Raw genomic sequence first — 1,129 nt, 5'->3', positions numbered from 1 at the left:
GGCTGCATTGGTAGGGAGAACACCTCGAAGAGGTATTCCTCGAGTCCGAGGTGATTCGCCACCTGCCCTCTCGGGCTCTCGGGTATTAGCTTGATCGGTCGGCTATCCCAAAGAGGGTACAGGTCGCCACCTGTGGTGATATCCATGTAACTATGGATGATTGCCGTGGACTTCCTTGTCTCGCTTTCTCCGCCCACCCAGGCGCCGAGGCGACGCCGAGTGGACTGGCGGACCGATGAAGCGTGAACGGCTGCCGCTCCCACACTTCCCGAACGAGGCTGCACTGGTCGAGTGGGCGCTCGATCAGCTCGACCCCTGGTTCGTGGCGGACCGGGAGGTTCCCGGGACGCACTGCTCGAACCGCCGGCTCCGCCTGGACGCCGTCCTGCGTCCGCGTGACCCGTCGGGATGGAGGGACGACGCCCCGGCGTTCGGTGTCGAGTTCAAGATCGCTGCACAGCGGTCGTTCGACACCATGAACTTCACCCGATGGGCCGCCCAGGCGCTCGACTACACCCACACCGACTGGGACGGGTACGGACGGCTGTGGGTGTTCACCTGCCCGTCCTTCCTCGCCCCGTTCACCGGCGACCACTGGGGATTCGGCCCGGATCTCGCCGCCCGCCTCCTGGGCCGGTTCGGGGTGGGCGAGCTGTGCCTGCTGGACCAGGAGGGATGGGGACTGATGGTGCATGGCACCCATGCCCTGTGGACGCAACGCCTTGGCGTGCACCAGGCGAAGGAGTGGTCGCTGGCGCCCCGTGTCGGCGGCGACTCCACTGCGCCGTCGCGCCGCCGCCCCACCGAAAAACTCACCCAGTGGGGCGGCGACGGACCACCGCCGCCAGCGGGTTCCCGTATGAGCGAGGAGACCCGTATCGCTCTACGGAACTACGACTGGATGGTCCGCAACCGTGGGCTCGACGACGTCGAGCTGCACTGGGACAGCGACACGCTCGTCTACGGCAGCGGCGGCGTCGAGATCGGGACCCTCCTGGAGCCCGGGTTCACGCCAGGAACGTAGAGCCTCGAGCGTGAGGACGGGGTCCTTGGTCGACACCGACCCCGCGGGCCGACGGCCGGCGTCCAGCGGGGTCGTCGCCCGAAAGGCTGGAGGGCCCTCGGACCC

Annotated in this window: 1 protein-coding gene; it reads left to right on the top strand. The window is 67.8% G+C overall.

All coding sequences use genetic code 11. From position 1 onward, the window contains the following. The first annotated feature begins 235 nt into the window (after positions 1-235). Positions 236-1,024, top strand: a complete 789-nt coding sequence (locus tag BBK14_RS15490; RefSeq protein WP_071063175.1) for a hypothetical protein — start codon at positions 236-238, stop codon at positions 1,022-1,024. Positions 1,025-1,129 lie beyond the last annotated feature (105 nt).

Origin of the sequence: Parafrankia soli (genome assembly GCF_001854695.1) — a bacterium.
In the GTDB taxonomy this organism is placed as follows: domain Bacteria; phylum Actinomycetota; class Actinomycetes; order Frankiales; family Frankiaceae; genus Parafrankia; species Parafrankia soli.
The sequence above is the reverse complement of the archived record's forward strand: the minus strand, read 5'-3'. Positions and strand labels throughout refer to the sequence as shown.

Bases quoted from the DNA above. Each gene is read 5' to 3' on its own strand.
- BBK14_RS15490 (WP_071063175.1), top strand. From the start codon at position 236: ATGAAGCGTGAACGGCTGCCGCTCCCACACTTCCCGAACGAGGCTGCA.